18 protein-coding genes are annotated in these 22,378 nt (G+C 45.1%); 10 read left to right on the top strand and 8 right to left on the bottom strand.

Features of this window, described 5'->3' with window-relative positions:
• Nucleotides 1-3 precede the first annotated feature (3 nt).
• A complete protein-coding gene (locus tag F8C76_RS08640) occupies nt 4-834 on the bottom strand; it encodes a hypothetical protein (protein ID WP_152131311.1) in 831 nt (276 codons plus the stop codon).
• Between the two features lie 43 nt (nt 835-877).
• Nucleotides 878-1,585 carry a class I SAM-dependent methyltransferase gene (locus F8C76_RS08635; RefSeq protein WP_152131310.1) on the bottom strand — a complete coding sequence of 236 codons (708 nt, stop codon included), beginning with the start codon at nt 1,583-1,585 and terminating at the stop codon, nt 878-880.
• A 74-nt stretch (nt 1,586-1,659) separates the two neighbouring features.
• Between F8C76_RS08635 and F8C76_RS08630 the strand changes: the two genes are divergently transcribed.
• Both F8C76_RS08630 and F8C76_RS08625 read left to right on the top strand, forming a co-directional pair.
• The gene (locus F8C76_RS08630) at nt 1,660-2,154 is read left to right on the top strand and encodes a YkgJ family cysteine cluster protein (RefSeq protein WP_152131309.1); all 495 of its coding nucleotides are present in this window, start codon (nt 1,660-1,662) and stop codon (nt 2,152-2,154) included.
• Nucleotides 2,155-2,176: 22 nt separating this feature from the next.
• A complete protein-coding gene (locus F8C76_RS08625) occupies nt 2,177-3,007 on the top strand; it encodes a sterol desaturase family protein (RefSeq protein ID WP_129653204.1) in 831 nt (276 codons plus the stop codon).
• Here the strand turns inward: F8C76_RS08625 and F8C76_RS08620 are convergent.
• Complete coding sequence (locus F8C76_RS08620) at nt 3,004-4,230, bottom strand: exo-beta-N-acetylmuramidase NamZ family protein (protein WP_152131308.1); 1,227 nt, start codon at nt 4,228-4,230, stop codon at nt 3,004-3,006. The genes F8C76_RS08625 and F8C76_RS08620 overlap by 4 nt on opposite strands.
• A 3-nt stretch (nt 4,231-4,233) precedes the next feature.
• On the opposite strand from F8C76_RS08620, the gene F8C76_RS08615 reads away from it, so the two are divergent.
• The 4 genes from F8C76_RS08615 to F8C76_RS08600 all read left to right on the top strand — a co-directional run bounded on the left by F8C76_RS08615 (nt 4,234) and on the right by F8C76_RS08600 (nt 8,634).
• Nucleotides 4,234-5,475 (top strand): ABC transporter permease, encoded by a 1,242-nt coding sequence (locus F8C76_RS08615; protein ID WP_152131307.1) that lies wholly within the window; start codon nt 4,234-4,236, stop codon nt 5,473-5,475.
• Between the two features lie 73 nt (nt 5,476-5,548).
• Nucleotides 5,549-6,529: a PLP-dependent cysteine synthase family protein gene (locus tag F8C76_RS08610; protein WP_152131306.1), complete on the top strand. Its 981-nt coding sequence runs from the start codon at nt 5,549-5,551 to the stop codon at nt 6,527-6,529.
• A 32-nt stretch (nt 6,530-6,561) separates the two neighbouring features.
• Entirely contained in the window at nt 6,562-7,857 is a 1,296-nt protein-coding gene (locus tag F8C76_RS08605; RefSeq protein ID WP_152131305.1) for a M20/M25/M40 family metallo-hydrolase, read from the top strand.
• 3 nt (nt 7,858-7,860) lie between these two features.
• Nucleotides 7,861-8,634 (top strand): aldose 1-epimerase, encoded by a 774-nt coding sequence (locus F8C76_RS08600; RefSeq protein ID WP_152131304.1) that lies wholly within the window; start codon nt 7,861-7,863, stop codon nt 8,632-8,634.
• Nucleotides 8,635-8,836: 202 nt separating this feature from the next.
• Here the strand turns inward: F8C76_RS08600 and F8C76_RS08595 are convergent, their stop codons facing one another.
• The 4 genes from F8C76_RS08595 to F8C76_RS08580 form a co-directional block, all read right to left on the bottom strand.
• Nucleotides 8,837-10,198, bottom strand: a complete 1,362-nt coding sequence (locus F8C76_RS08595; RefSeq protein ID WP_152131303.1) for an exonuclease domain-containing protein — start codon at nt 10,196-10,198, stop codon at nt 8,837-8,839.
• 66 nt (nt 10,199-10,264) lie between these two features.
• Entirely contained in the window at nt 10,265-12,676 is a 2,412-nt protein-coding gene (locus tag F8C76_RS08590) for a TonB-dependent receptor domain-containing protein (protein ID WP_152131302.1), read from the bottom strand.
• A 179-nt stretch (nt 12,677-12,855) separates the two neighbouring features.
• Complete coding sequence (locus F8C76_RS08585; RefSeq protein WP_152131301.1) at nt 12,856-13,941, bottom strand: sensor histidine kinase; 1,086 nt, start codon at nt 13,939-13,941, stop codon at nt 12,856-12,858.
• Nucleotides 13,938-14,711, bottom strand: a complete 774-nt coding sequence (locus tag F8C76_RS08580) for a LytR/AlgR family response regulator transcription factor (RefSeq protein WP_152131300.1) — start codon at nt 14,709-14,711, stop codon at nt 13,938-13,940. The genes F8C76_RS08585 and F8C76_RS08580 overlap by 4 nt, the downstream gene beginning before the upstream one ends.
• Nucleotides 14,712-14,983: 272 nt before the next feature.
• On the opposite strand from F8C76_RS08580, the gene F8C76_RS08575 reads away from it, so the two are divergent.
• The 4 genes from F8C76_RS08575 to F8C76_RS08560 are packed head-to-tail and all read left to right on the top strand — an operon-like array spanning nt 14,984 to nt 21,462.
• Complete coding sequence (locus F8C76_RS08575; RefSeq protein ID WP_152131299.1) at nt 14,984-17,605, top strand: DUF5916 domain-containing protein; 2,622 nt, start codon at nt 14,984-14,986, stop codon at nt 17,603-17,605.
• Nucleotides 17,606-17,633: 28 nt separating this feature from the next.
• Entirely contained in the window at nt 17,634-18,977 is a 1,344-nt protein-coding gene (locus tag F8C76_RS08570) for a hypothetical protein (RefSeq protein WP_152131298.1), read from the top strand.
• Nucleotides 18,978-18,988: 11 nt separating this feature from the next.
• On the top strand, nt 18,989-19,435 hold the full coding sequence (locus tag F8C76_RS08565) for a YybH family protein (protein WP_152131297.1): 447 nt from the start codon (nt 18,989-18,991) through the stop codon (nt 19,433-19,435).
• Between the two features lie 41 nt (nt 19,436-19,476).
• On the top strand, nt 19,477-21,462 hold the full coding sequence (locus tag F8C76_RS08560; RefSeq protein WP_170284002.1) for a M13 family metallopeptidase: 1,986 nt from the start codon (nt 19,477-19,479) through the stop codon (nt 21,460-21,462).
• Nucleotides 21,463-21,516: 54 nt separating this feature from the next.
• Here the strand turns inward: F8C76_RS08560 and F8C76_RS08555 are convergent, their stop codons facing one another.
• The gene (locus F8C76_RS08555; RefSeq protein ID WP_152131295.1) at nt 21,517-22,362 is read right to left on the bottom strand and encodes an AraC family transcriptional regulator; all 846 of its coding nucleotides are present in this window, start codon (nt 22,360-22,362) and stop codon (nt 21,517-21,519) included.
• Nucleotides 22,363-22,378: the final 16 nt, after the last annotated feature.

Here is a 22,378-nt window from a genome sequence, read left to right as displayed (position 1 = left end):
TAATCAGCGTCCCCCGTTGGATTGAAGGTCCAAAATGCATTCCGCATCAAGTTCTGGGATTGCGGCCAAGCCTTTGGAGACATTGCTGCGCATCATTTTGGCCAAAGAACCGCCAAATTGTAGTTCAGCGCGCATAAGGCACCCTTCCACATTGCAGTGGTTGTTTCCAATTTCACCTTGGGTTTCATCCACCTCGGTGTCTTCATGTCCTGGGTTAACGGGAGTGGTCCCTAGGTTGACAAGCCCCAATAAATGGCCAAATTCGTGATTTAAGGTAGCTGTCTCAACATCAGCCACACTGATGGTGACACTGTTTCCGATCAGCTCACGTATGGTGGCTTCATAGATGACCATGGAGGTGTTTCGATACACTGCGCCTAGGGTCACCAGACCTTCACTTTCGTCATCATTTTCAGAGGGTGAGTCTGCAAAATAGATATATAGGGTCATGGTATCGCCTGTGTTGTAGACGGTCCTGTTTTCACTTTCCATTTCTGCTATTTCCTCATTGGTCAACGACTCTTGGTTGGGGGAGGAAAGTTCTTTGTAGGTAAACTCAATGGATGCTTTAAAGGTTCTGGCCCTCAAAAATGCTTCAAAGGCAGCCATGGCCTCCGCGGTTGGCCGAAACCCGGACACATAGCCTATCTCAATCAATAAATTACTGTAATTGGTATTGGCCAATAGGTCGTTGGCGGATGCTCCCGTGGCCAATAGATTGGCCGATTTGTTCACTCCTTGGGAGTTGGGGTCCGATGTAATATCACTATCCTTGGAACAGTTTATGAACAAAGCCATTCCCGAAAGGAGATAAAGGAAGTTTTTCTTTTTCATAACAGTGAATATAAGATAAAACGTTGCATTACAGAATCTAGTATCATTTTTTGGTGATTCGGGCCAGATAATCATAGTGCTGTCCTGAACTCACCAGCTCGCAATTCAGATTATGGGACAAGCATGCATTGGACAAGGTATTGTAATCCAAATAAAGCCATGTAAAAGAATCACTTTTGTGTCCTTTATAAGTCATGGTAAACTCCACTTCCCCATAATATTGACCAGTATTGGGAATCCAATAGCCCCCATCCTCATCTTGGTCGAACATATAAATGATGTCGCTGGAATCCAGCAATATCTGTCCATTGGGCAGCAATAATGAAGCCAAATGTTGTAAAAACCTCCCTAAATTGTTGAGCTTACCGGCCAAACCAATACCGTTCATGAGCAAGAGCAAGGTATCAAATTTTTCATCGGTATAGTCGAGGATGGCATTGTTCACCGTTGATTTAACCCCTCGTTCTTGGCAAACCATAATCGCTCCAGCGGAGTGATCCAAAGCAGTGACCTCCAAACCCTTTTTTTGAAGATATAAGGAATGACTTCCCGCTCCACAACCAATGTCGAGCACTTTTCCGTTGGCCAAGGCAAGCGCTTTTTTTTCCAATGGGGGCATTTTTGCATAGTCACGGAACAAATAGGGAAGGGGAATGGTGTCCTCCTCATCCAAGGAAGAGTGGGTGATAATGTCCTCTGTGTAGTTTCCTTGGTGGTAATCCATCAAGGCCATTCCAAAAACATCTGCCATGGTGGGGATTTATCTGCTACAAAGGTGTGACTTTAATTGCAGAGTAAGGTTTAAAATGGATAAGTTTGTTTGTTATGGATGAAAATCTTGAAGAACTGCCCAAAAAGGCCAAGGAGAAACATACCGAGAACAAAAAATTCTTCGCCAAACTAAAAAAGCGACCTCCCAAGGATTTGGATTATACCATGCAGCAATTGCACCATGAGGAGTTCGAGCGAACGGACTGTCTTTCCTGTGCCAATTGTTGCAAGACCACGGGCCCCCTTTTTACCAACGTGGATATTGAACGAATTGCCAAACACTTTAGATTGCGACCTTCCCAGTTCATTGATCAATATCTTAGGATGGACGAGGAGAACGACTATGTGTTGCAGGAAGTGCCTTGCGCTTTTTTGGGAGTGGATAACTATTGCTCCATCTATGACGTACGGCCTAAAGCATGCCGTGAGTTTCCGCATACGGACCGGAAAAAATTCCAGCAGATCAACAACCTTACGCTGAAGAATGTGGCCATTTGCCCCGCCGCTTTTCATATTGTGGAAGAAATGAAAAAGCGCATCAAGCTTTGATGATTTTTCATATCTTGGGAATATGGAACAGTTAATGGCCTATTTTGAAACCATTCCCTCTTGGCATCGAAGCCTTATTTTGGTGGGTGGAATTACCTTTTTCTGGATTTTGGAGGGCATCATGCCTCTTTTTAGCGTACCATATAAAAAATGGAGGCACTCCGTCCCCAATTTTTTCTTTACCATGACCACCATTTTGGTGAATTTTCCTTTGGCTTTTTTACTCCTGAAAACTTCGGATTGGGCCGTGACCAATGATTTTGGGATCATCAATTGGCTCCCAGAAATGCCTTTGTGGCTCTATGTGGTGCTTGGGGTCATGTTCTTGGATTTGATCGGTGCGTATACCGCCCATTGGGTGGAGCATAAGGTAAAACCGCTGTGGATGGTCCATTTGGTGCACCATTCGGACCATAACGTGGATACCACTACTGCCAATAGACACCATCCTTTGGAGAGTTTAATTCGGTATGCGTTTACCCTGATTGGGGTTTTTGTTGTTGGAGCCCCTATTGGTATCATCATGCTGTACCAAAGCTTGTCGGTGGTGCTTTCGCAGTTCAATCATGCCAACATTAGACTGCCTAAAAAAATGGATATGGCCATAAGCTGGGTCATTGTAAGCCCGGATATGCACAAAGTGCACCATCACTACCAATTGCCCTACACCGATTCCAACTACGGTAATATTTTTTCTATCTGGGACCGTCTGTTCGGGACCTATATGACCATGGACACCGACCAAATTGTGTACGGCGTGGATACCTTTCCGGATGAAAAGGAGAACAGCAGTATCAAAGGATTGCTAAAACAACCCTTTCATAAATATAGACGACCAACCACGGAAGGTTAATCGTAAATCAAATATTTTTCCCGGATTTTTTTGAAAGCCGTAAGGTCATCTTGCCATGTGGCCTTGATCTCAGTTTCAGAGAGGCCTTGCTCAATTTGTTGCTGAAGCAAAGGTGTACCGGCATGTTTGGTAAATCCACTGGTAAGGAAAAACTTGGATTTGTCCAAGGTATTGTTGTACGCATCCATGACCCATTTCACCGAAACCTCGTTCATCCGTTCCATTTTGGAAAGGTCTTTTCCATAACAGGTTTTTCCATCTTCCTTAGGGGTTTTAGACCCAAAATTGGGAGCAGGCACATAGCTGAAATCATATTGGGTACTATCCATAAAAGAAGCTCCATATCGTTGAAACTGAAACTCCGTTCCCCGGCCGGCATTGACGTTGGTTCCCTCAAAAAGCCCTAAACTGGGGTAGAGGGTAATGGCCACATCGCTAGGAAGGTTGGGGGAAGGTCGTATAGGTAGGTGGTAATCAGACTCGTGGGTATAGTTTTCAAGGGTGATAACGGTTAGGTCAGCTTTTTTCCCATCTTCCAACCAGTTTTCACCATTCAACATTTGGGCGTATTCACCTATGGTCATCCCGTATACCAGTGGAATGGGATTAAGTCCCAAATAGCTTTTGTGTTCCTCCATCATGGTGGGCCCATCCACATAATGTCCGTTGGGATTGGGTCTATCCAACACAATGATGGGAGTATTGTGTTCGGCGCAGGCTTCCATTACCAGTTGAAGGGTGGCGATATAGGTGTAGAATCTAACACCCACATCCTGGATGTCAAAAACCATTACATCCAATTGGTCCAATTGCTCTTTGGAAGGCTTTCTGTTTTTGCCATAGAGGGAAATAATGGGAAGTCCTGTCTTGGCATCCACTCCATCAGTAACGTGTTCCCCGGCATCGGCTTCACCCCTAAATCCGTGTTCGGGGGCAAAGGCCTGTTTTACATCGACCCCAAGTGAAAGCAAGGAATCCACCAAGTGTACATGCCCTTTATCATTAAAGACCACACTGGTTTGGTTGGCCACAACTCCCACCTTTTTACCTTGGAGCAAAGGCAGGTAAACTTCCGTTCTATTGGCAGCTACCTTGATTTCCGGGACAGGCTCTGTTTGAACCGTTGCGACTTCAGAATTCTCCTTTTTTTGCTGTTCCCTGCAGGAGGAAAGCACCAAAACCAACAATAAAACTGTACTTTTGAAAATAGATAAAATGGGCATTCGTTGAATTTAGAATTGTTTATTACCAAGCGCCTGATCACAGGGAAAGAAGATAAAATTAGCATTTCTGCCCCTATAATAAAAATTGCCATTGCCGCAATTGCCATTGGCGTGGTCATGATGCTCATCGCTTTGGCTACTGGCGTTGGATTGAAACGCAAGATACGGGAAAAGGTGGCTGCATTCAATGGCCATATCCAAATTTCCAATTACGACAATAACATTTCCGAGGTTTCCCTCTCACCCATACCACTCCAGCAGGATTTTTATCCTGAGTTTAAGAATGTGGAAGGGGTACGGCATGTGCAGGCCGTGGCCACCAAAGGTGGGATCATCCGTACCGAAGACACTTTTGAGGGGATGCTGGCCAAAGGTGTGGGCAAGGATTACGATTGGTCGGTCTTTGCCGAATATATTGTGGATGGCAGATTGCCCAATTTCACCGAAAAACTCAATGAAGAAGCCTTGGTTTCAAGAACTATGGCCAATCGTCTCCAACTGAAAGTGGGTGACTCCTTCTTTTCTTTTTTCTTGAAGGATGGGGATGCCAATCAAGTACCCAACAACAGAAAGTTTAAAGTCGTTGGAATTTATGACAGCGGTTTTGAAGAGTTCGATGCCACCTACGTGTTTGTGGATATCAGACATATCCAACGCATGAACAAATGGGACGAGGACCAAGTGGGCAATTTTGAGGTTTTTCTGGACGATTTTGACCAACTTGAGGAGAAAAGCAATGAGATTTATGGTAAAACCGTTTCCAATTTGGATACCCAGAACATCAAGTCCAAGTACTATCGGATTTTTGAATGGATAGGATTGTTCGATTTTAATATCGCCCTGATCATTGGTATCATGGTCATAGTGGGTGGAATAAACATGATCACGGCCCTTTTGGTACTGATTTTGGAACGCACCCAAATGATTGGGATACTAAAAGCGTTGGGGACGGCCAACTGGAGCATCCGAAAAGTGTTCTTGTACAATGCCGCCTATTTGATCACCATTGGATTGTTGTGGGGCAATGTGATCGGATTGGGAGTTTTGTTCCTTCAGAACAAATACCGCATGTTCAAATTTCCTAATCCCGAGGAGTACTACATTGACTACATTCCCGTGTATTTGGATGCACCTATGGTGCTACTCTTGAATCTGGGTGTTATGGCATTGTGTCTGCTGATGCTGCTGGTACCCTCGTACATCATCACCAAGATTACCCCGGTAAAAGCCATTAAGTTCGAGTAAGGCCCCGCCTATTTTTGCAACTATAAAGTGTCAAGTATAGCGGATTATCCAAAAACCTATATTTGTATGGACTATGGATTATGCAAACAACATTCTCGAGACGATTGGAAATACTCCAATGGTGAAAATCAACACATTGGTAGCGGAATTGCCCTGTTTGGTATTGGCTAAATATGAGACTTTCAATCCCGGAAATTCGGTCAAGGACCGTATGGCTCTTCAAATGGTGGAGGATGCCGAGGCTGCGGGAATCCTGAAACCCGGCGGGACCATCATCGAAGGAACTTCGGGCAATACCGGAATGGGTTTGGCCCTGGCTGCAGTGGTAAAAGGGTACAAAATGATCTGTGTGATCAGTGACAAACAGTCCAAGGAAAAGATAGATATCCTCCAAGCCATGGGCAGCAAGGTGTATGTTTGCCCTACCGATGTAGCCCCTGACGATCCTCGAAGTTATTATTCCACAGCAAAACGCCTGTCCACTGAAATTCCCAATTCGTGGTATGTGAATCAATACGACAATCCAGGCAATACCAAGGCCCATTATTTGACCACGGGACCTGAAATCTGGAAACAAACCGATGGCAAGATCACCCATTTTGTGGTGGGTGTGGGAACCGGAGGTACCATTTCGGGAGTTGGGAAATACCTCAAAGAGCAAAATCCCAATATCAAGGTTTGGGGAGTTGACACTTATGGTTCGGTGTTTAAAAAATACCATGAAACCGGCATTTTTGACGAGAACGAAATCTATCCGTATAGCACGGAAGGGATAGGGGAGGATATCCTACCCAAGAATGTGGATTTTGACATCATTGATGGTTTTACCAAGGTGACGGACAAGGATGCCGCCATTTACACCCGCCGCTTGGCAAGGGAAGAAGGGATGTTCTTGGGAAATTCTGCTGGAGCGGCCATCAAAGGGGTATTGCAATTACAGGAACATTTTACCAAGGACGATGTGGTCGTGGTGCTCTTCCATGATCATGGGAGTAGGTATGTAGGCAAAATGTTCAATGACGATTGGATGCGCGAAAAAGGGTTTATCGAGTAAAATTTGATAAATTCGGGGCAAAACATCGTATTATGAGCCTCAAGCACTTGGCAACCTTCGTTGCCCTTATTGTAACATGTTCCATCACCGCACAAAAACTTTCCCGGACCGAGAAGAAAATCATCGCTTCCATTGAAAAGAACAATACGGAAGCCATTCAGTTCTTGGAGAAAGTCGTGAACATCAACAGTGGTACCCTGAATGCCGAAGGGGTCAGGGAAGTGGGCATGGTTTTCAAGGATGCCTTTGATGCCATCAATTTTAATACCCAATGGATAGAAATGCCCGATGATATGGACAGGGGCGGCCATCTATTTGCCGAAACCTCGGGCAAAAAGGGCAAAAAACTGCTCCTTATTGGGCATTTGGATACTGTTTTTGAGGAAGATAGTCCTTTTCAGACCTTTGAAATGGTGAACGATAGCATTGCCCATGCACCGGGCGGAAACGATATGAAAGGAGGCGATGTGATTATGCTATATGCCCTCAAAGCATTGCAGGAAAACGGCCTGTTGAAAGATGCCCAAATCATCGCAGCCTTCACAGGGGATGAGGAAAGTACCGGAAAACCGTTGTCCATTAGCCGGAAGGATTTGATTGAAGCAGCAAAGCGAAGCGATATTGCCCTCGGGTTTGAAACGTCCACAGGATTCAACAATGCCACCGTGGCCCGAAGGGGTGCTTCGGGATGGGCAGTGGAAGTAGAGGGTAAACGGGCCCATTCCTCCGGGATTTTCAATGAAGATGTAGGCGCTGGGGCCATTTTTGAAATTTCACGTATCCTGCACCAATTTTATACCGAGGTCAAAGGAGAGGACCTACTGACCTTCAACCCCGGAACCCTTTTAGGCGGAACCTTTGTCAATTTTGATGCTTCCACAAGTAAGGGAGATGTGTTTGGAAAGACCAATGTAGTAGCACAAAAAGCGATGGTCAGGGGTGGACTTCGGTTCATTTCTGAAGAACAGAAAGAACGGGCCAGGAACAAAATGCGCGAAATTGTGGGGCAGAACCTGCCACATACTTCGGCGACCATCAGTTTTACGGATAGTTACCCCGCCATGAAGCCCACGGAGGGCAATCTCCAATTGTTGAATACCCTGAACCAAGTAAGCTTAGATCTAAAGCAAGGTGAAGTATTGGCCTATGACCCGGGAAAACGCGGGGCGGCCGATGTTTCCTTCGTGGCGCAATATGTGGATTGCTTGGATGGTCTGGGCACCATGGGCACAGGGGCGCACACACCCGAGGAAACCGTTAATCTTAACACCATTGAAGCCTTGACCAAGCGTACCGCCATCCTTATTTACCGATTGATAAACCAATAATCCATGGTCCAGTTAAAAAGTGAAAGTGCCACTGTGGGCATAGATGCAGGTGAGTTGGTAAGCTTTGTAGTGGACGGCCATGAGTTTATCCATCAAAAAGGAAGTCCGGGATGGCGAAACTCGGACACTGAAATGTTTCCGATCATTGGTCCTGTGAACGAAGCAGGTTATCGCGTTCAAGTACCAAAAGGTAATGCCATTCAGGACCAGCACGGACTGTTTCGGGAGCTGGAATATCAGCTGCTTTCCCAAACTGTGGACTCGGCGGTTTTTAAAAAGGATTACATGGCCAATACTCCTGTGAAAAATTCCAAATACCCGGAAAAATCCCCCGAACCAGAATTGGTATGGCCCTATAGCTTCGGGTTTAAAAAATCCTTTTTGTTGAAAGGAGATACTTTGGAAATTACCTTCACAATTTCCGGGGAAACGGATATGCCCTTTATGCTGGGCTATCACCCGGCATTCAAGCTTTATTCAAACACGCCCAAGATTCTCGCCAATAATAAGGAAATTTCATTGGATGACGTATTGGAGGTGGGCAACCGAGCCTTCCATGTGAAAGATTGCACTGCCATTACACTTAAAGACGAAAAGAATATCACCATAGAAACCGAAGGTTTTGGGCAGTTCATGTGCTGGACCGAAGTACGTAACATGCTCTGCATTGAGCCCATTACATTCTATCCGTATTCGGTAAACCAACAGAATATGCATCTGGGGTTTCAGTACTTAAAAGATACGGACGCTGTTTTTAAGGTCCGCATAAAGACTTGAGGTTACCTAGGTTGTCATTTCGAGGGAGCTTGCGATTGAGAAATCTCTTTTCCATGCTAGATTTCTCACTCCCTAATAGATTGGAAGGTTCAAAATGACAAAGGATATATTTGTGTCAATTTGTGCAATTCGTGTTTAAAAAAAAGATTCTTTGCTGCGCTCAGAATAGCAGGGAAACCTTCGTGAAATTCGTGTCAATCCCTTACAGGACAAAAGACTCCAACTTGGGCAATAGGGCCTCCACAATGCGTTGGGTTTCCAAAGTGTGTTTCTGTGGAATAATGTGCGCTTCAATATCTTCCAAAGAAGACACCTCCATCTCTTGGTCAATAAAACCATACCCTTTGTATACCCCCTCTGCAATGAGTACCACCGCGCTTTCCTCTGGGTTTCTACCTTTCTCCTTGATGATCCTGACCTCAGATTCCAAGGATTTCGTTTCTCGAATGGCATTTTTTACCTTTTGGTTGTAATCCTCGACGGGTTCCTCACCCCGACATATTCCCTCGCAACGGGTAATCTCATGATGCGAACAGGCCGCTTGCGTTTGTTGCAAATGGCAATACTTGGGGCATAGCGCAAAATTTTTGCACATTTCATGCAAATAGGCCCTGCAATCGGTTTGGTTGTAAAAAATCTTTATAGGGTTGGGTGCCCCTTTTAGGGTATTGTAGGCCAAATGGGTGATTCCGTTTCTATCCTCGTACTGAAAAATGGCATATTGCCGAACCGTTCGCTTTTGGGCCCGGTTGTACAAGGGAAACAAACGTTTGATTTCCGCAGATTCCATGAGCAATGCCACCAATTCACTCCCCGACAGTTTAAAATCAATATCGGCCGTTTCGCTGCAGAGTTGGATTTCCTTGGCGCTCTTGTCGTAAAAATGTCCGAGCACCCTTTTCTTTAAGTTGATGGCTTTACCTACATAAATGATCTCCCCATTTTGGTTTTTAAAGTAGTAGATGCCCGGTTGGGCCGGAATCGTATTAAAAACCGATTTGGGCAAGTGGGGCGGTAAAGTGGCCTCTTGGCTTCGGGCATTGAGAAACTTTTGGAACACCGGTTCCGCATTGGGAGTGTTCAACAGCTTTTGGAACAATAGGGTGGTGGCATGTGCATCACCTCGGGCTCGGTGTCGGTCCGTTAACGGAATTTGAACTGCGGAGCAGAGTTTTCCCAAGCTGTAGGATCGTAATCCGGGAATCAGTTTTCGGGACAAGCGTACCGTACACAGTTTTTTTCGGGTAAAATCCATTCCAATTTGCCGAAACTCCTCTTTGATTACCCCATAATCAAAATTCACGGCATGGGCCACAAAGATGCAGTCTTGCGTCAGGACCATAACCTTTTCGGCAATTTCAGGAAAGGTGGGTGCATTTTGCACCATCTGGTCATCAATTCCTGTAAGTCCGGTAATAAAATAAGGGATAGGGCACTGCGGATTCACCAAGGAGGTGAATTCCTCCACAATCTGGGTGCCGTCAAACTTAAAAATGGCGATTTCGGTGATTTTGTTCCCCTTAATGCCATTCCCAGTGGTCTCTATGTCGATGATGGTATACAACTTCGCAAAAGTTCGAGCATTAAAGTTAGAACTTTTTTAAAGCAAACCCCAAGCGGAAATGTATGGTTATCCCTCGTTTTGTTGTCGAGCCCGGTCCATTTCCTGTTGGATTTCGGACTGTCTTCTACGAACGGGCTGTACCGACTGTTTTCCAAATCGCCATGAAATGGAAAGCGTGGCATAACGGGTGTCCCGGTAGCTGGTGAATGAATCATCCAGATTGCCAAAAGCCGTTCTTCCGGTGGGATATTGGTTCCAGAAAATATCGTTGATGTTGAACCGTAGGGTCATGGCATCCTTGAACAGGTTTTTTTGGAGCCCAACAGAATAGGACGAAATGGTCTCGGCCCGGGTAATACTTCCATAGTGTGGGAAGAGATAAAACGCCCCGGCCTGCAATCGGTAGCCGTTCCCTAAGCCAAAACTATGGTTGGTGTTGAGGCTTACGACAGGATTGCTGCGATCAAAATTGAATCCGTTGATCTCCCCATCAAAATCATTGATGGATGCGTTGAGGTTCCAATTGCTCTGCCACCAATTGCTGAACTGTATGGGAAGACTGGCCACAAAGGAGTAGCTCTTCAGCCTATCGATGTTGATGGGACGCACGATGACCACCTCTTGGTCTCCATCACGAATGATGGCCATGGTCAAATGGTCTTCCGTGATGCCCACATTAAAGGCAAAATAGTAACGCTGCTTAAAGGTATAATTGACCTCACTTACCCATGTGAACTGGGGTTGCAGATAGGGATTTCCCTCACGGTAGGTGTTGGTGTTCACAAAGGTCCGGAAGGGATTGAGCTGACCATAACCGGGGCGGTCAATACGCCGGCCCGCCGATACACCCAAGGTATGCTTTTCGTTAAAAGTATAGTTGTAGGAAGCCGTGGGAAACAGGTTCAAATAATCCATTGTATTGACCGTGTTGGTGGTGACCTGATTGCCAATAACTGAGGTGTTTTCGGCGCGTAACCCCACTTGCGCATTCCATTTTTCACGGTTGATGTTGTAGCTCACATAGCCCGCGTAAATATCTTCATCATAGATGAAATGGTTGCTAAGGTTGGTGTTTGGGGTGGTAACCCCGTTGTTCTCGTTTACATAGGCAAGGTCATTGTCCGATTTCACCCAAGTATTTTTCCAACCAGCCTCAAAACGGTCTCCATTTTTAAAGGGCAGTTCGTAATCCACAGTGATCCCAGTGAGGTTCAGGAAACCGTCCACGTCTCCCAAAAGAACATCCTGTGCAGTGGTATTGCTTTCAAAAAAGTCGAAATTGGACACAAACTTTTGGTCGGACCAATTGCTGTAACGGGCATGATCAAAATTGAAATTGAGGACACTTTTGTTCCCAAAGTTGTGTCTGGCGTTGAGGTTGGCCGTAAACTGGTTCCATTCGGAGGCGATATCCGTAGCGGTGTTCTCCTCCGAAATTAGATTCCAGTCCGTGTTGTACCCTAATACGTTGCTGGTGGAAATATTTTTGGTGTTATTGTTGAGTCCGGTGAACAAAACCCCGAGTGTGGTCTTCTCGCTTACTGTGTAGTCCAACCCAAGCCTTCCGGTGTGTGTTTTCAGGGGCAGTTCAAAATCATTTTGAAGATCGTAATACCCTTGTGGCTGGTCCCCATCCAAAAATATCCGATCAATGACAATTTCTTGGTATTGATTGCGATCGGTATAGGAATATTGACCGTAGAGGTTCAATTTTTCAGTCCGATGGTTAAAGTCCATGGCGCTGTTCCAACGAAAATATCGTCCGTACCCCGGGCTAAGGGTAAGGCTTCCATTGGTCCCATACAATTTCCCTTTTTTGGTGACGATGTTGATGATTCCGGCGTTACCCTGTGCCTCATAACGAACCGAGGGATTGGTGATAATCTCTATTTTCTCAATATTGGACGAAGGCAGGCTCCGCAACAAATTGGCCAGTTGTTCCCCTTGTAAACGGGTATCCTTGCCATCCATATAGATTCGCACTCCGGTACGGCCACTGAGGGAGATGACATCATCTTGATCTATGATGACTCCTGGGGCTTTTTCCAACAACTCCATGGTGGAGTTTCCCGTGTTCACGATACTGTTCTCGATGTTGAGTACCAGCTTGTCCTGTTCTTTTTGGATAAAGGGTTTTTGACCTACCACGGCAACTTCTTCAAGCGCTTGGGTCTGGTCTTCCAAAGTGATGTTCCCCAAATTGGTGTTGGACAGATCGGTTACGGTTTTGGTTTGAAAGCCTACGTAGGAAATGGATAAATAACTGTTTTGTGGTTGGCGTATATCGATGTTGAACAACCCGTCCATATCGGTGATGGCACCTTTCAACAGGGTAGAATCGGATTTATTCATGGCCACCACATTGGCAAAGGCAATGGCGGCATTATTGGAATCCACTATTTTTCCCTTGAACGAAGTTTGTGCAAATGCTTGCCCTACGACTGCAAGAAATAGCAGTACCCCTATTTTTTTAACCATACTTCAGTAGCTATAAGAACTAAAGCCAACTTAAATAGTTGGCTTTAGCATAAATCATCAAACAAAACCATTGTTTTGAAAACTGTTGCTAAACTCGGATTTTCTAAACGTAATTGGATAAAATAGAATCTGTTGCATAGATATTTGATGTGAATCCCCAAAAAAATGCATTGAACGTTCTAGGCCATGGGAATGGTGATCACCGTCTTTACTCCATGGGACATATTTTCAAAATAAAAATCGGATTTTCCGTGGTACAGTGCCTGCAACCGTTCCTTGATGTTGATGATGCCGATACCACTGTTGGAGTAGATGGGGTATTTAGGGATTTTTTTCCCATTGTTTTCCACGGACAGCAAAATGGAGCCTTCCTTTTTCTGAATGGACAGGTGTATGTTCAATTTTTTGTTTTCCTGTGAGAATCCATGCTTGATGGAATTTTCGATGATAGGCTGTATCAACAGTCGGGGAATCTGTTTATGCAGAATGGACTCCTCAACCTCCTGTGTGATGACCAGGTCCTCTTGAAAACGCTGCTTTAAAATATTGGTGTAGTACTCCAGGATTTCCAGTTCTTCGCGAATGGTGATGAAATTTTTGTCATCGATACTCAGGAACTTTCGCAATAAAAAACTGATATCGGCCACCATGTCCTGGGCGGTATCCGGATTTTTTGGGATAAGGCTGGAAATACTGTTCAGGGTATTGAACAGAAAGTGGGGGTTGAGCTGACTTTCCAAGGTTTTGAGCTTGAACTTGATCAGACTGTTCTCCAGAACCTTGTTTCGTATCTCCTGATTTTTTACCTGCTGCAGATAGAAATAGGCATAAATGATCAAAATCATGGAACTGTAGAGCAAGATGTTGGTGGTCACATTGAACAAAAAGGTATGGGTGACCTTTTCAAAAAAGCCTAGTTCAATGGTTATCAGTTCGTAAGTGAGCAACAAAGGTGAGATAAACCCAACAAGGTAGCTTTGTAAAATACTCAACACAATGTGCAATGGGATGATCTTTGTCCAGGACACCCGTTTCATCAGAAGGTATTTGGTGAGCAAGGAAACGGAGCACATAAAAAGGATTACAAAGGCCCAATCCACAACACTTACCAAAACCAGCCCGGTAAAATCGTTGGTGACGCGCCTTGGGCCACTGTACAAAAAGTAAAAGCTCCGCATAAAATCCACAAGGGCAATAAAAGTGTAAAAGACCACCAAATAGATGATCAAAGGTCTTTCCCCGTATTTCTTCAAAAGCTTCTTCATGGTGCCAACCCCAATTTTTTAAGAAAATCCTTTTTATATGATTTACTGATCCGGAACAGTTCCTGATCTTGCATCCGAACATCCATTTCGTTGTAATCCGAATGCACCAACTCCAACATATGGTCCACATTGATGATCGTGGATCGGTGGATCCGTACAAAATTGGAAGTATTCAACTGTACCATTAGGTTCTTCAGCGAATCCCTAACCGTATATTTCTTCTCAATACTGTGGATATCCGAATAATAACTGGAGGCGCAGATATATTTGATACGGTCCTTGTTCAAAAAAACCGTTCGGTTGTTCTCGCGAATGGGAAACCGTGAAGCCATGGTGTTTGGCGGGTTTCCAAGATTTCCTTGGATATCCAACAAAAACTGCCTCATGTCGGTCCCGTAGTTGTTGAGTTTCATTCGTTCCTCTATACGGTCCAAGGTTTCAAAAAAGCGATGGTTTTTGAAGGGCTTTAGCAGAAAATCCAGCGCATAGTTGTTAAAGGCCTGGATGGCATAACTATCATAAGCGGTAATAAAAACAATGAGCGGGATGCTCTGGAGGGAAACGCTTTGGAGTACATCAAAACCGGTAAGATCTTTCAGTTCCACATCCAAAAAAAGAACGTCGGGGGCCAGAGTGTTGATTTGTTCAATGGCTTCCTCCCCATTGGCGCATTCTGCCTCAATCAGGAACTCTTTCCTTGTGCCCAACAATTCGACAATCCGTTTACGGGCCAACAATTCGTCATCTACAATGATTACCCTATATGCCATCGATGCAATTTAGGCGAAAATAGGAAACAATTGGGGTACAGAAACTGAAAATTGGCCTTTCCATTTCAGGATAAGGGCATTTCAAATCAGATACTTGTGCACTCGTATCAAAATAACAGGTACCCAATTCTTTTTGGAAAGTTGGAAGGGGGCATCAGTTAAATTTAGCCGGAAATGTCAATCAAATCAATCAAAAAACGACAGTCATCACCTATATCAAAAACAATCCATCAGGATTGAAGTCAATGCGGGCTGGTGCGTAAAACAATCACATGGGAAAGATTTTTTTGTGGCCAGCTCTTTTGCTGGCCTCTATCCAGGTCTTGGAAGCCCAGATCATTGAAAAAAAGAAATATACCACCATGGCCATTGAAGATGGACGAACGCCGGTTATAGATGGGACCATGGATGACCCTGTTTGGGATCTTGTGGAGTGGGGCGGCGATTTTATCGAGGTGAGACCTGATGAAAATACCCCACCTAGCTTTCAAACCAAGTTTAAGATTATTTACGATGCCAAATACATTTATTTCGGCATACGGGCCTTTGATGCGGCGCCGGACAGTATTGTTCGGCGCATGGGCCGTAGGGATACCTTTGATGGCGATTGGGTGGAAGTGGAGATTGACAGTTATCATGATCTTCGAACTGCATTTTCCTTTACGGCTACGGTGGCCGGGGTACGGGGAGATGAATTTATCTCTAACAACGGGGAAGATTGGGACAGCAGTTGGAACCCCATTTGGGTTACAAAAACCCAGATAGATGATGAGGGTTGGACCGCCGAAATACGAATTCCATTGAGCCAACTGCGGTTTAATGCAGATAAGGAGCAGGTCTGGGGACTCCAGGTTTTACGGCGTTATTTCAGAAATGAGGAGCGCTCCGTTTGGCAACGCATTCCCCAAGATGCCCCGGGCTGGGTGAGTGAGTTTGGGGAGCTCCATGGATTAAAAAACCTTACCCCGCAAAATCAGTTGGAAATACAACCTTTTACGGTAACGCAGCTCAAAACCTATGAAAAGGAAGAGGGAAATCCCTTTAGGGATGGCAATGATTTTAAATTGAACGGAGGAGTGGATGCCAAGATAGGGGTGACCAACGACCTTACGTTGGATTTGACCGTGAACCCTGATTTTGGACAAGTGGAGGCCGACCCATCGGCCATTGCCTTGGACGGGTTTCAGATATTTTTTCAGGAGCGGCGTCCTTTTTTCGTGGAGAACAAGAACATTTTTGATTACAGATTTTCGCATGCCTCGGACAATCTGTTCTATTCAAGGCGCATAGGAAGGACCCCACAAGGGTACCCCAATGTTACCGGGGACCAGTATGTGGACCGACCGGGAAACACCACCATCCTGGGGGCGGCCAAATTTTCGGGAAAGACCAAGGAAGGATGGTCCATAGGGGTTATGGAGAGCTTAACGGCCAAGGAATATGCTGAAATCGATACCAATGGGGAGCGAAGCGAGGAATTGGTGGAACCGCTCACCAACTATTTTGTGGGTCGATTGCAAAAAGACTTTAATAACAACAATTCGTACATAGGCGGTATTGTCACCGCCACCAATAGGTTTGATGTGCCCGACCAACTCAATTTCCTGCATACTGATGCCTATTCGGGTGGGTTGGACTTTAAACACCAATGGAACAATCGCAACTACTACCTCATGGGCTATTCCATTTTTAGTAAGGTAAAGGGGAGCAGGGAGGCTATTGCCGCAACCCAAAATACTTTGACCCATTTGTTCCAACGTACCGATGCGGGTCATGTGGAGGTGGATTCCACCCGAACCTCCTTGGCGGGAACCGGAGGGAAATTGGAGTATGGAAAAGTGGGTGGTGGCAATTTGCGCTATACCATTGGCGCTTTCTGGAAATCTCCGGAGCTCGAGATCAATGATATCGGATTTTTGCGTCAGACCGATGAGTTTCGTCAATACAATACGGTGGCCTACGAATCTACCCGTCAGATGGGAAAGTTTAGGAGAATAGGGGCCAATTTTAATTACTTCAATAGTTTTGATTTTGAGGGGAACCGCAATCGCATGCAATACCAATTTGGGGCCGATGGCACTTTTTTGAACAACTGGGGCTTTGATGTGGGAGGGGGCCATATCCCTATTAATTATCGTACAGCGCACTTGCAAGGTGGTCCACGATTTAAACTCTCACGGGAGAATTTTGTCTGGTTCATTGCCAATACCGATTTGCGTAAAAAACTGCGGTTCAGTGCCGATCTGCTCTATTCGGAAGGCAAGCAAGGTCACTTTACCATTTTTGAATTTACGGGCGGGATTACCTATCAACCCTCCAATGCCCTGAGCGTATCCTTTAGTCCACAGTATGCCAGATACCCCCATAAGACCCAATATGTAACCGAGACCCAATTCAATGGGATGCCTAGGTACGTTACTTCGGAAATAGACAATAAAACATTGAGTGCGGCCATTCGGGTGAACTACACCATAAACCCCAACCTCACCATTCAATACTATGGACAGCCTTTTATTGCTCGGGGGCGGTATTCCCATTTCAATTACATCACCAATCCAGTGGCTGAAAGCCTTTTTGATCGCTATCAATTGCTGGAAGAGGGACAGATAACCAAGCAGTCGGATACGGGAATGTATGTGGTGGACGAAAATTTGGACGGAACCATTGATTACAGCTTTGATGATCCAGATTTTTCCTTGGTGGAGTTTCGGTCCAACTTGGTGGTGCGTTGGGAATACATCCCGGGATCGGAGCTGTTCTTGGTCTGGTCGCAGGGGATATCCAATTTTATGGATCCAGCGGATAGTTTGACCCGCGGGTTGGAGTCGGGCATTTTTGGACAAAAACCGGAGAACATTTTCTTGATGAAACTCACCTATCGATTGGCTTTATGATTACATCAAACCAGAAAAAAAGAGCTGAATGAGAAAAGTAACGAACCTATTCTGGATAATACTGATGCTGTTGAGTTGTGGATTGAAGGTAACCGCACAGCACACCCAATATGCCATGGGTATTGTGTTCCGGGAAACCCCTTTTGCCGATATCAGAGGAACCAAGAAGATGGAGAAGCATGATGTGGACAACAAAAAACATTTTGAATTGGATTATGATGAAAAGGGAAGGTTGGTAGAGTGTCGCTATATGCTCAATGGTAAACTGGTTCCATTTTCGGACCGATTTGTACGGGCACCCAAAATCAAGATTGACTATCAAGAAAATGAAGAAATTCGAACATTTTACAACGAGTTTGGTCACCGAACCTTGGTTTCAGGAGATGTGTACGAAGCGAGATTTGCCCTGAATGGGAAGGGAGAAAGAACAGGTCTGACCTTTCACAATATTGCAGGGAACATCATTGAAAATGATTTTGGCATCGCCAAATACGCTTGGGAGACCCTATCGAACGGTAATGTAATGGAATGGCGTTACAATACGAAAGATGAGCTTGTCCGAAACCGCCCAGAGTTCCAATACTTTGTGACCCTGTTCTCCTATAATGCGCATGGTCTACTGGCCCAAATGACCAATTTGGGAACAGAAGGCAAGACCCCCACACCCGATGAAGCGAATGTGATCACCACCAAGGTTCGATACAACGCCCACGGACAACTTACGGAATGGTCCAACTACGATAGGGATGGTAGATTAACACGGGGTATGACCAATATTGCCAAAATAGCCTATATCCCTTCCGATTTTTTTTCGGAACAGGAAGCCACTTTTATTGATGAGGACAATGAACCACAACTCACCAACTGGGGAGTTCATAAAGTAGTGTATCGTTTTGATGAACACGGCAATGAAGTGGAACGGACTTTTCGAAACACGGAGGATGGGTCTGCCAATTCCAACAGTGGTATTGGCATTATCAAAACCACCTATGGTGTTGATGGGAGGTTTTTGGCCGCAAGGTCTTTCTTTGACAAAGAAGGAAACCTCATAGGACTCGGCGCGAATAAGATTAACGAATATAAGACCCAATTTGATTCCAAAGGGCGACCTGTCCGTGGCTCTTATCATAATCTAGAAGGCAAAATGGTCAACGGATCGGGCGGTTATGCCATAGAAGAGAACCATTATGATGAAAAAGGAAGGTTGGTGGAGCGTAGCTATTTGGATGCTAATGAAAACCCGGTCAACAATGCTCAAATAGGAGTTCATAGATTTGAATATCGATATAAAAATGGAACCGATTTGGAGGAGGTCAATACATATTCCGTAAACGGGAAAAAGGCCCAGCCCAATTGGAACCCCAACCACTAAAATTTGAAGTCATGAAAATAGTCAATGTATACACTGTTTTGGTCATGGTACTGCTCATGGCATGTGGCCAGACCCAAGAACCGCTTCCCCAAGTTTTGGAGACGTGGAAACAACAAATTGCCGATGCCGAGGCCGCTTTTGCACAAATGGCCAAGGAAGAGGGTATGAACAAGGCCTTTGTGGCCTACGCCGCCGAAGATGCTGTTCTCATGAGAAATAATCAACTCATTGAGGGCAAGCAGGCCATTGCCGATTTTATGCAGAACCAAACCTCAAAAGGATTGGCTTGGAAGCCGGAGTTTATAGAAGTGTCCAAATCCGGGGACCTAGGCTACACCTTTGGGTATTACACATTTTCCTATGAGGATGCCGAAGGCAATCCAGCGGAGGCCAAAGGGGTGTTCCATACCGTTTGGAAGCGCCAAGAGGATGGCTCATGGAAATTTGTTTGGGATTGATATCGGAAAGAAAACACAGCAACAACTCAAAAAACGAACATATGAAAAACAGGATGATGGCAGTTTTGGCCTTGATGGCCACAACCATGGCCTTTGCACAGGAGAAACAACAGCTCCAAGACGACTTCTACACCTACGTGAACCACCAATGGTTGGACAGCACGGAAATCCCAGCCGCCTATGGCTCTTGGGGCAGCTTCCATGAGGTCTATTTTGAAAACCAGGACCGCATCAAAGGGATTTTTAAAGAACTAACAGAGAGCAATGTACCTTATGAAAAGGGTTCAACGCAACAGATGGTGACCGATTTCTATGCCAGTTGTATGGATACGGTACGATTGGAGAATCTGGGACTGAAGCCTTTAAAGGCATATTTGGATGAAGTGGACCAGATTAACACCAAAGAGGGTTACTTGACACTGACCGCAAAATTATATGCCAAAGGCATTCAGGCACCCATTAGCACTTATACCGTTCTGGATGCCAAGAACAGTTCCATGTACGCCCTTTATCTGAGTCAGTCTGGCTTGAGTCTAGGCAACAGGGCCTACTACTTGGAAGACAATCCACAGTATCAGGAGTTTCGGGATAAATACCTGGAACTGATGACGGATATCTTCAAAATGCTGCAATTACACCAAGGAAAAGAAAGGGAAGCGGCCCAAAAAATCGTCGAAATGGAAACCCGGATGGCCCAAATCCATAGAAGCCCGGTCCAACTTCGGGACTCGGAAAGGAATTATAACAAAAAGACCATGGCCGAGCTCAACCAGCTTACCTTCAATGTGGATTGGCCTAAGTATTTTAAGGATTTGGGGTTGAAGAAGGAAGTAGATTATGTCATCGTGAACCAACCGGAGTTTTTGGCCATGTTCGACCGGATGTTGGATGATTTTTCCATTGCGGATTGGAAAACGTATATGCAATGGAAAGTGATTCGGGGAACAACCCCCATGTTGAACAATGCCATCCGAGATCGAAGCTTTGCTTTTTACCAAACCACGTTGAATGGGGTGGAGGAAGAGTTTCCACGTTGGCAACTGGCACAGAACTCTACAGACATAAATTTGGGTCAACCCTTGGGCAAGCTCTTCGTGGAAAAGTATTTTCCCAAGCGGAACAAGGACAAGATGATTGGACTCATCGATAATTTGAAACAAGCATTCCATCAAAGGATAAACCGATATACGTGGATGACCGAAGCGACCAAGATCCAAGCCCGTCATAAACTGGATAAGATGGGGGTGAAAATAGGATATCCCGATGAATGGTTGGATTATACTGCGGTTGACATCAAGGCCGATGATTACTTTGGCAACGTAATCCGGTTGAGGGAGCATGACTATTTGCGGCAATTGAACCGTTTGGGGGATGAGGTTGATCCCAATGCATGGGGCATGACCCCACCCACGGTCAATGCGTATTTTTCTGCCTATCGGAATGAAATTGTCTTTCCCGCAGGGATTCTTAATCCACCTTTTTTTGATTATGATGCCGATGATGCTACCAATTATGGCTCGGCAGGGGTTATCATTGGCCATGAGATTACCCATGGATTTGATGACAATGGCAGCCTGTATGATGCCGATGGAAACCTGAAATCTTGGTGGACTCCAGAGGATAGGGAACGGTTTGAGGCAAGGGCCAAGAAGATAGAAGAGCAATACGATGCCTACGTGGTGTTGGATTCCATCCACGTGAACGGCAAGCTCACCTTGGGTGAGAATATTGGCGACTTGGGAGGCCTGGCCATTGCCTTTGAAGCCATGAAGATCAATCAGGCCGAAAAAGGTGCCCAAGTCATCAATGGACTAACGGATGAGCAGCGATTTTTTCTTGCCTATGCCAAAATGTGGAGAGGTAAGTATCGGGATAAGTCCTTGGAAAACTTAGTTAAAACAGATACGCATTCCCCTAGTTTTTACCGGGCCAACGGTGCACTCTCCAATTTCGAGGAATTCATCAAAGCTTTTGATATTCCCAAAGGCAGCAAAATGCGGCGTGAGGAAATCATAACTATTTGGTAGGGTTGTTATTTATGTTCATGAAAAGGACCCGACCATTTTGGTTTGGGTCCTTTTCTATTGAAATTGGGCCCTGTATTGGGTGGGAGTGCAGCCTTTCAGTTCCTTGAATTTTCTGTTGAAATTGGCCAGGTTGCTAAACCCACACTGCTCAGAAACCAAGGAAATAGGAAGTTCGGGTTGCCCGATGATACGTTTGCTGGCATTCTCTATCCGTATTTCAATCAAAAACTGAAAGAAGGTCTTGTTGGTACGCTTTTTAAAATACCTGCAAAAGGCATTTTTGCTCATATGGGCTATTTCCGAAACCTCTTGCAAGGTAATTTGCTCGTGGTAGTGATCCATGACGTGATCGAATACCTTATTCAAGCGTTTTCCCTCATCGTCCGAAAAAGCCTTGTTGTACACAAATGAAGAGAGAGGTTGGGTTTCGGATTTCGCTATTTGGTTGATAATCAAAAGTAGGGAGGCAATTTGTTCCAATTTGTTCTGTTGCCGTAACTGCTTAAAAAGAGCGATGGTATTTTCCTTATGGGAAACCACTTTCATCCCGTATACCGATTGTTGAAAGAAGGGGTGGGTGGCTGCAAGGTCGGGAAGGTCAAAAAAATCTTTTCCAAAGGAACCTTGGTCAAAGAACAATGTGCGCATGACGGATGTATTCGTGGTATGGGTGTCACTGCGGAAAACATGGGGAACGTAACTTCCTATGACCAAAATGTCGTTGGCCTTGTATTCGTTAATGGAATCCCCAACAATGAGGGTGCCTTCTCCCTTTTCAATATAGCTTATCTGGATTTCGGCATGTTGATGGAGTTGATCATAGAAAACCTTTTCCCGGTCCTCTTGGTACACCAAGGCTTCATCTTTGGGTTTGGGTATTTTAAAGGGTAGTATTTTCATAAGAATGATACAAAAA

Source organism: Flagellimonas olearia, from assembly GCF_009184425.1.
Lineage (GTDB): Bacteria > Bacteroidota > Bacteroidia > Flavobacteriales > Flavobacteriaceae > Flagellimonas > Flagellimonas olearia.
This window is presented reverse-complemented; position numbering and strand designations above follow the sequence as displayed.

Coding starts and splice junctions, on each gene's coding strand:
- F8C76_RS08640 (WP_152131311.1), bottom strand. CDS start 834: ATGAAAAAGAAAAACTTCCTTTATCTCCTTTCGGGAATGGCTTTGTTC.
- F8C76_RS08635 (WP_152131310.1), bottom strand. CDS start 1,585: ATGGCAGATGTTTTTGGAATGGCCTTGATGGATTACCACCAAGGAAAC.
- F8C76_RS08630 (WP_152131309.1), top strand. CDS start 1,660: ATGGATGAAAATCTTGAAGAACTGCCCAAAAAGGCCAAGGAGAAACAT.
- F8C76_RS08625 (WP_129653204.1), top strand. CDS start 2,177: ATGGAACAGTTAATGGCCTATTTTGAAACCATTCCCTCTTGGCATCGA.
- F8C76_RS08620 (WP_152131308.1), bottom strand. CDS start 4,230: ATGCCCATTTTATCTATTTTCAAAAGTACAGTTTTATTGTTGGTTTTG.
- F8C76_RS08610 (WP_152131306.1), top strand. CDS start 5,549: ATGGATTATGCAAACAACATTCTCGAGACGATTGGAAATACTCCAATG.
- F8C76_RS08605 (WP_152131305.1), top strand. CDS start 6,562: ATGAGCCTCAAGCACTTGGCAACCTTCGTTGCCCTTATTGTAACATGT.
- F8C76_RS08600 (WP_152131304.1), top strand. CDS start 7,861: ATGGTCCAGTTAAAAAGTGAAAGTGCCACTGTGGGCATAGATGCAGGT.
- F8C76_RS08590 (WP_152131302.1), bottom strand. CDS start 12,676: ATGGTTAAAAAAATAGGGGTACTGCTATTTCTTGCAGTCGTAGGGCAA.
- F8C76_RS08585 (WP_152131301.1), bottom strand. CDS start 13,941: ATGAAGAAGCTTTTGAAGAAATACGGGGAAAGACCTTTGATCATCTAT.
- F8C76_RS08580 (WP_152131300.1), bottom strand. CDS start 14,711: ATGGCATATAGGGTAATCATTGTAGATGACGAATTGTTGGCCCGTAAA.
- F8C76_RS08575 (WP_152131299.1), top strand. CDS start 14,984: ATGGGAAAGATTTTTTTGTGGCCAGCTCTTTTGCTGGCCTCTATCCAG.
- F8C76_RS08570 (WP_152131298.1), top strand. CDS start 17,634: ATGAGAAAAGTAACGAACCTATTCTGGATAATACTGATGCTGTTGAGT.
- F8C76_RS08565 (WP_152131297.1), top strand. CDS start 18,989: ATGAAAATAGTCAATGTATACACTGTTTTGGTCATGGTACTGCTCATG.
- F8C76_RS08560 (WP_170284002.1), top strand. CDS start 19,477: ATGAAAAACAGGATGATGGCAGTTTTGGCCTTGATGGCCACAACCATG.
- F8C76_RS08555 (WP_152131295.1), bottom strand. CDS start 22,362: ATGAAAATACTACCCTTTAAAATACCCAAACCCAAAGATGAAGCCTTG.